Source organism: Synechococcus sp. 8F6 (assembly GCF_002252665.1).
Lineage (GTDB): Bacteria > Cyanobacteriota > Cyanobacteriia > PCC-6307 > Cyanobiaceae > Cyanobium_A.
This window is the reverse complement of sequence record NZ_NQKZ01000075.1, coordinates 1-444: the sequence shown is the minus strand read 5'-3', so window position 1 is coordinate 444 and position 444 is coordinate 1. Positions and strand designations below refer to the sequence as shown.

Here is a 444-nt window from a genome sequence, read left to right as displayed (position 1 = left end):
TATTGCTTGAGCACTTATGATCTGCTGCGACGATGCCGAAAGGCATTTTTTTATGGTGATCAGAGGCTGGCTAATCTTGTAAATTTCGAGGTACCCTTTAGTACCCCGCTTAGCACCTTCAAGATCGCTAGGCTTTCCCTTGTGGGCCGTAAAGACATAGCTATCGCCTTGGACAATGGGTTCCACATAGGCTTCCTTACCTCCCTTAGTAGAGAGCATAAAAGTGGAAGCTAATGGAACATCCACGTGAGAAAAAGCCGGGTTCGGGCTCTTTACTGTCCGGGCCCAGATCCATGCAATTACTGTGAGCTTCTTGCCCACATAGGGGTTGAGATCGGGCCGCTCCTTCGCCATCTCAGCTGTCACCTCCACCTTCGGGTAGAGGTGGCCAATGCGCTTTTCGGCTTCATCGCGCATCCACTTGCCGTAGTAGAGCACGTCTTC

Annotated in this window: 1 protein-coding gene; it reads right to left on the bottom strand. The window is 51.1% G+C overall.

The features are described from left to right. Window positions 1-444 (bottom strand): hypothetical protein (locus CJZ78_RS13560; protein ID WP_198953928.1); only part of this gene is annotated, 444 nt, incomplete at both ends.